Raw genomic sequence first — 6,508 nt, 5'->3', positions numbered from 1 at the left:
GCAAGGCTCGCCCGCACCACGCCTGCCCTGCCCTGCACCACCACCGCATGACCGACCGTCGTGCCGACTACGGTCGCTGCGCGATCACGGCCTCGCGCCCGGCCCGGACGGCCGTGCAATAAAAAAGCTCCCTCCCCGCTGGGCGTCGGGGAGAGAGCTCGATGTTTACGGCGATCGGGTGTTGCAGATCAGATCAGCGGTGCCGGGGTGGCGGGCAGCGCGACCGGAGCGGCCTTCTTCTTGCGAGCGGCCGGCTTCTTCTTGGCGACCTTCTTCACTGCAGGCTTCTTGGTAGCGGACTTCTTGGTGGCGGACTTCTTGGTCGCCTTCTTCGCTACGGCCTTTTTCGCAGTCTTCTTGGCGGTCTTTTTGACGGCCTTCTTGGCGGCAGTCTTCTTGGTCGCCTTCTTTGCGGTCTTCTTCACTGCCTTCTTGGCGGCAGTCTTCTTGGTTGCCTTCTTGGCAGTCTTCTTCACTGCCTTCTTGGCGGTTGCCTTCTTCGCAGTCTTCTTGACGGCCTTCTTGGCGGCGGTCTTCTTCACTGCCTTCTTGGCGGTTGCCTTCTTCGCGACCTTCTTGGTCGCCTTCTTGGCGGCGGTCTTCTTCACTGCCTTCTTGGCGGTGGGTTTCTTTTTCGCAGCTTTTTTAATGGCCATGTAATTGGCTCCTCGTCAGTGAACTATGGAGATGAAACGCCCAGTTGAACCAAACCCCGCGCCGGCATGCCGTCGTCGGGAACCGTCCGCAGATGATGCGCGACGGGACGGATACAGAAACACCCGCATCGAACGGCGACGCGGGTGCGTGATCGAAACGACAACTGCTTTTCTGGAGAGAAGCGGACCCGACTCCACCAGTGATCGTGCTTTGGTGGACGTCTTGAACAAGCGTGTCGGCTTGATGTCGATTCTGCTCACTCTCTTTCGCAGCAATGTCTGCTGGGCGAAACCTAATCACGCTTTTTTTTACTGTCAACACTCTTTTGCAATTTTTTTTCAGTTCGCCATCGCCATGCCTGGCATCGACGTCCGGCAAGCGCACCACGTTGGCGGCACGGCGCACCGCCAACGTGCGCACCGCCGCGCCATAGCCATCAAAAAAAGCACTTCTTTTCTGCTGTTTTTCTAAATCGCTGCAACGACGCGTGTCGTGCGCCGCCCCGATGCCACGACAGTGCGCTGCACGTCGCGGCAGTGTTCGCCGCCTGTCCGCCAGCTGAAAATTTTTTGCCCGGCGACTCCACTTCTGGTGTCGCGCATGCCCAAATGCGCAAACTTATAGCGTCGTTTGATCGCCGCATGCGTGTCGTTGCACGTTGGTCGCCACATGCAGCGCGCGCTGACTCGGTTGGTCGACGCGCGTTGCCACGGGCAACTTTTCACCAGGCGCACGCCAGACCCTCACGGGTGACTCACGTCAGAAATCCGACGCGCGTGTTCGCCGGTGTTCGCATCGGATTACCGCGCCATGGATGCCGCCATCCGACGTGGTCGCGTTGCCGTCGGCGCTTGATGCGCATGGCCGATCGAGCGCGCGCACAGGCGACTATCCAAGCGCCCACCCGGTCATGCTCGCGCATCGGCATCTCCCGCATCGCGCAAAAAAATGGCCGCTCCAGGAGCGGCCATCGGAGTGCAGCAGGCGAGATCGCCTCAGTGATCGTCGTCTTCGAGCAGCTCGGCATAGTCGTCGGGCGACAACAGTTCGTTGAGCTGGTCCTTGTCGTCGAGTTCGACGACGAAGATCCAGCCTTCGCCATAGGCGTCTTCGTTGATGGTTTCCGGCTTGTCGCCCAGCGCGCTGTTGACCTCGACCACGGTCCCGCTGACCGGGCTGTAGACATCGGACGCCGCCTTGACCGACTCGACGACCGCGGCGCCGTTGCCGGCCTGCACGGTGTCGCCAACGCTCGGCAGTTCGACGTAGACCAGATCGCCCAGCAAGCCCTGTGCGTGATCGGAGATACCGACGGTCACGCGGCCGTTGCTCTCGACGCGGGCCCACTCGTGGGATTTGAGGAACTTGAGGTCGCCAGGAATCTCGCTCATGGGTGTGCTCCGGGAATGTTGGGTCAGGGAATGGGGTCGGGACAGGTGGTTAGTTTAGACCGCGCGACAAGACAGGTGCACGCGCGGCGGTATGGCTGGGTTGCATGCGATTGCATGATGCCGGCCAGCGACGGCCGACATCGTCCGGCTCAGTCGCCCAGGACGCCGGGCTGCGCCTGGCCGTCGCGCACGAACGGGAACTTCACTGCGCGCAACGGCACCTGCTTGCCGCGGATGTCCACGCGCAGCTGCTCGATGCTGCCGGCCGGCACGCGTGCAAAGGCAATCGCCTTGCCCAGCGTCGGCGAGAACGTGCCCGACAGGATTTCGCCCTGACCGGCAGCGGTGAGCACGGTCTGGCCGTGCCGCAGCACGCCCTTCTCATCCATCACCACGCCGATCATCTGGCGCGGCGCACCGTGCGCCTTCTGCGATTCGAGCACGGCACGGCCGATGAAGTCGCGGCCTTCGTCGAGCGTGATCGTCCAGGCCAGTGCGGCCTCATACGGAGTGACTGCGTCGTCCATGTCCTGTCCATACAGGTTCATGCCAGCCTCCAGCCGCAGGGTGTCACGTGCTCCCAGGCCGGCCGGCCTGACGCCCTGCGCGAGCAGCGCATTCCAGAACGTCACTGCAGCGTCCTGCGGCAGCACGATCTCGAAACCGTCTTCGCCGGTGTATCCGGTGCGTGCCAGGAACAGTTCGATGCCATCGCGCGATCGGGTCTGCAATGCGGCAAAACGGCTGAGCTTGCTCGCCGCGGCGGTGTCGGCAGGATCGAGCAGGTCGATGACCTTGGCGCGGGCGTTGGGGCCCTGCACCGCGATCATCGCGAAGTCGCCGCGCTCTTCCACGCGCACCTCGAAGCGGGCCGCCTGCTCGCCGATCCACTGCAGGTCCTTCTCGCGGGTGGCGGCGTTGACCACCAGGCGGAAGAAGTCTTCGCGCATGTAATAGACGATGAGGTCGTCGATCACTCCGCCCTGCGGATTGAGCATGCAGGTGTACAGCGCCTTGCCGGCGACCTTGAGCTTGTCTACCGAGTTGGCCAGCAGGTAGCGCAGGAACTCGCGCACGCGCGCACCGTGCAGGTCGACCACGGTCATGTGGCTGACATCGAACATGCCGGCGTCGCGACGCACCTGATGGTGCTCGTCCAGCTGCGAGCCGTAATGGATCGGCATGTCCCAACCGCCGAAGTCGACCATCTTGGCGCCGAGCGCACGATGGGTGTCGTTGAGGATGGTCTTCTGGGTCATGAGCGCCGGTCCAAGGGAAAGACGCCCATTATCGCCGCCCAGCCGCACTTGCGGGGAAGCCGTGCATCCGCACAGCCGGAATCCAGGACGCGCGTGCCTGACACTGCCACCCCGCACTGCAGCATCCGGAGCAGCACGCTATATCTGCACACGCATCAGCCGGCCGCTTCCACCAGCAGGGTCATGCCATCCACACCGACGATACGCACCGGTGCGCCGGCCGGCAGTTCCGGACCGCTGACCACCCAGAACGCGTCGTCGACCTTTGCGCGACCGCGGCCATCGTGGATGGGCTGATCGAGCAGCACGCGACGGCCGATCAATTGCTCGGCGCGCCGGTTGAGCAAGGGCCGATCGCTCTGCCGCCCCTTGCCGCGAAACCAGCTGCGATAGACCTGCACCGACACGAAGCTGAGCAGCACGAACGCCACGATCTGCACCAGCAGCGACATGCCCGGCATTGCGAGCACCAGCAGGCACACCGCCGCCGCGGCGATGCCCATCCACAACAGGAATGCACCCGGCACCAAGGTCTCGGCGGCGATCAACAGCAACGCAAGCACCGCCCATACCACCACATCCCAGCGCATGGCTCAGACTCCCGCGCGCGGCGGCATCGGCGGCACGCGTACGCCGGCGGTATCGGGCTTGCCCAGCGCTTCCTTCGCCAGGTCGGCGATGCCGGCGATCGAGCCGATGATGCCGCTGGATTCCATCGGCATCAGCACGAACTTCTGGTTGGGTGCGGTGGCCAGCGCCTTGAACGCCTCCACATATTTTTGTGCAACAAAGTAATTGATCGCCTGCACGCTACCGTTGGCGATCGCATCGGACACCACCTGGGTGGCGCGGGCTTCTGCCTCGGCCAGCCGCTCGCGTGCTTCGGCATCGCGGAAGGCGGCTTCCTTGCGGCCTTCGGCTTCGAGCACGGCGGCCTGCTTCTCACCGTCGGCGCGCAGGATTTCCGATTGCCGCGAGCCTTCGGCTTCGAGAATCTGTGCGCGCTTTTCGCGCTCGGCCTTCATCTGCCGTGCCATCGAATCGATCAGGTCGCGCGGCGGCTGAATATCGCGGATCTCGATACGAGTGACCTTGATGCCCCAAGGATTGGTGGCCTGGTCGACGACGCTCAGCAACTGGGCATTGATGGTTTCGCGCTGGCTCAGCGATTCGTCCAGGTCCATCGAACCGATCACGGTACGGATATTGGTCTGCACCAGCGCGATCGTGGCGATTTCCAGGTTGGAGACCTCATAGGCGGCCTTGGCCGCATCCAGGACCTGGAAGAACACCACCCCGTCCACGCGCACCACGGCGTTGTCCTTGGTGATGACGTCCTGGCTGGGCACATCCAGCACCTGTTCCATCATGTTGATCTTGCGGCCCACGCCGTAGACCACCGGCACCAGGAAGTGCAGCCCGGGACTCATGGTGTGGGTGTAGCGGCCGAAGCGCTCCACCGTCCACTGGAATCCCTGCGGCACCATGCGCACGGTCTTGAACAACACGATGACGCCGGCAACCAGAACGGCGATGGCCAGAAACGAAGTTGGAAACATGTGCAGCCTCTTTGCAGTGACGAGTCGGTCCTGCGCGAAGTATGCACCCGCTGCACACACCACACTGGCGGCAACGGACAAGGCTGCGCGGCGCTACGTCGGCCGGCGTGCGCGACCAGCGCCTACCCGGCTCAGGCGTTGCGTGGCGCGAACATGATGACCGCCATGCCCAGCAGGCAGCAGCCGGCACCGAGCAGGTCCCAGCGCGTGGGCGTGACGCGGTCCACCCACCACAACCACAGCAGCGCACTGGCGATGTAGACCCCGCCATAGGCTGCGTAGGTGCGTCCGCTGGCAGTGGGATGCAGGCTCAACAGCCACACGAACAGCGCAAGGCTCAGTGCGGTGGGCAGCAGCAGCCACGCACTGCCGCTCTTGCGCAGCCATAGATAAGGAAGGTAGCAGCCCACCAGCTCGGCCACGGCGGTGGCGACGAACAGCAGCAGCGTGCCCAGCGCGGAGTTCATCGGCGTACCACAGGGTCCGAATCGGGCATCGGGGCTGCAGCAACTTCGTCCTGTTTGACCTGTTGCCACAATGCTTCCTGCGCGCCCAGCGGCAGCGCGTCCAGTCCGGTGCCCTGCGCATGCGCCAGGGCTTCCATTGCGCGGAAGCGGCGTTCGAACTTCAGGTTGGCATGCCGAAGTGCCGCGCCCACGTCCACCTTGGCATGCCGCGCGAGGTTGGCGCAGACAAACAGCACATCGCCGAGTTCGTCTTCCAGACGCGCCTGATTGTCGGCCACCGGGCCACGCGCGAATTCCACGCGCAACTCGTCGAGTTCTTCCTGCAATTTATCCAGCACCGGCGCAGGGCCCGGCCAGTCGAAGCCGACCCGCGCCGCGCGCGACTGCAGCTTGGTGGAGCGCTGCCACTCCGGCAGACCGCGCGCGATGCCGGCAAGCGCCGAGTCGTCCTGGTGTCCGGCGGCGCGGCGCTCCTGGCGCTTGATCTGTTCCCAGTTGGCGCTCACCGCCTGGGCGTCGCCGGCCGCCTGCGCTGCGAAGACGTGCGGGTGGCGACGCACCAGCTTGTCGCTGAGCGTGGCGACCACATCGGCAAACCCGAACGCGCCCTGCTCGGCCGCCATCTGTGCGTGGAAGACCACCTGCAACAGCAGGTCGCCCAGCTCGTCGCGCAACCCCGGCAGGTCGTTGCGATCGATCGCGTCGGCCACTTCGTAGGCCTCTTCGATGGTGTACGGGGCGATGCTGGCAAAGGTCTGCTCCACATCCCAGGGACACCCGTGCTCGCGATCGCGCAGGCGTGCCATCAGCTGCAGCAGGCGTTGGATGTCGCCGGTGGGCGGAGTCTGGGACATGGTGTCTTCCTGAAAACAGTGGGCAGGCGCACGGCGCCGCCACGATGCTCCGGGCGCAATGCGGCGTCAGCGTGGCAATCGCGGATGCGCGCAGCGGATGAACCTCAGGCGCGTAAGGCTGCCGCAGTGTACCTGTCTGCCGATACGGGGCTGGTGGATACCGCGGTGCGCAACCAGCATCGTGGGCACGCAGCACAAACGCGATACGGGCCGCGACCGAGTGCTCGGCGCGCGTGGGGGGCGTGCCACGACGGGCGCGCATGCGTCACAGACCGGCACACCGACGCTGCCGGCCTTCGCCGGGCACGCTTACGCCAGCCA

Annotated in this window: 7 protein-coding genes and 1 pseudogene; 2 read left to right on the top strand and 6 right to left on the bottom strand. The window is 64.6% G+C overall.

Translation table 11 applies throughout. The features are described 5' to 3' along the window. Window positions 1–240: 240 nt before the first annotated feature. Complete coding sequence (locus OZ10_RS22955) at window positions 241–660, top strand: hypothetical protein (protein ID WP_052210071.1); 420 nt, start codon at window positions 241–243, stop codon at window positions 658–660. A gap of 219 nt (window positions 661–879) precedes the next feature. Then, window positions 880–1,128, top strand: coding sequence for a hypothetical protein (locus OZ10_RS19005; protein WP_139052485.1), 249 nt, complete (start codon window positions 880–882; stop codon window positions 1,126–1,128). A 524-nt stretch (window positions 1,129–1,652) separates the two neighbouring features. Here the strand turns inward: OZ10_RS19005 and gcvH are convergent. The 6 genes and pseudogenes from gcvH to mazG form a co-directional block, all read right to left on the bottom strand. Next, on the bottom strand, window positions 1,653–2,048 hold the full coding sequence (gene gcvH / locus OZ10_RS19000) for a glycine cleavage system protein GcvH (RefSeq protein ID WP_039408896.1): 396 nt from the start codon (window positions 2,046–2,048) through the stop codon (window positions 1,653–1,655). 149 nt (window positions 2,049–2,197) lie between these two features. Beyond that, window positions 2,198–3,307, bottom strand: coding sequence for a glycine cleavage system aminomethyltransferase GcvT (gene gcvT, locus OZ10_RS18995; protein WP_039408893.1), 1,110 nt, complete (start codon window positions 3,305–3,307; stop codon window positions 2,198–2,200). A 155-nt stretch (window positions 3,308–3,462) separates the two neighbouring features. After that, window positions 3,463–3,897 (bottom strand): NfeD family protein, encoded by a 435-nt coding sequence (locus tag OZ10_RS18990; protein ID WP_039408890.1) that lies wholly within the window; start codon window positions 3,895–3,897, stop codon window positions 3,463–3,465. Between the two features lie 3 nt (window positions 3,898–3,900). After that, window positions 3,901–4,866 carry an SPFH domain-containing protein gene (locus tag OZ10_RS18985; protein WP_039408887.1) on the bottom strand — a complete coding sequence of 322 codons (966 nt, stop codon included), beginning with the start codon at window positions 4,864–4,866 and terminating at the stop codon, window positions 3,901–3,903. Window positions 4,867–4,997: 131 nt separating this feature from the next. Then, window positions 4,998–5,333, bottom strand: coding sequence for a YnfA family protein (locus OZ10_RS18980; protein WP_039408885.1), 336 nt, complete (start codon window positions 5,331–5,333; stop codon window positions 4,998–5,000). Window positions 5,334–5,377: 44 nt separating this feature from the next. Beyond that, window positions 5,378–6,187: pseudogene (gene mazG, locus OZ10_RS18975) on the bottom strand (nucleoside triphosphate pyrophosphohydrolase); the annotation flags it as partial. Between the last annotated feature and the right edge of the window lie 321 nt (window positions 6,188–6,508).

Source organism: Xanthomonas cannabis pv. cannabis (assembly GCF_000802365.1).
GTDB lineage: Bacteria > Pseudomonadota > Gammaproteobacteria > Xanthomonadales > Xanthomonadaceae > Xanthomonas > Xanthomonas cannabis.
This window is presented reverse-complemented; position numbering and strand designations above follow the sequence as displayed.

Bases quoted from the DNA above. Each gene is read 5' to 3' on its own strand.
- OZ10_RS18985 (WP_039408887.1), bottom strand. From the start codon at position 4,866: ATGTTTCCAACTTCGTTTCTGGCCATCGCCGTTCTGGTTGCCGGCGTC.
- OZ10_RS18980 (WP_039408885.1), bottom strand. From the start codon at position 5,333: ATGAACTCCGCGCTGGGCACGCTGCTGCTGTTCGTCGCCACCGCCGTG.
- OZ10_RS18990 (WP_039408890.1), bottom strand. From the start codon at position 3,897: ATGCGCTGGGATGTGGTGGTATGGGCGGTGCTTGCGTTGCTGTTGATC.
- gcvH (WP_039408896.1), bottom strand. From the start codon at position 2,048: ATGAGCGAGATTCCTGGCGACCTCAAGTTCCTCAAATCCCACGAGTGG.
- gcvT (WP_039408893.1), bottom strand. From the start codon at position 3,307: ATGACCCAGAAGACCATCCTCAACGACACCCATCGTGCGCTCGGCGCC.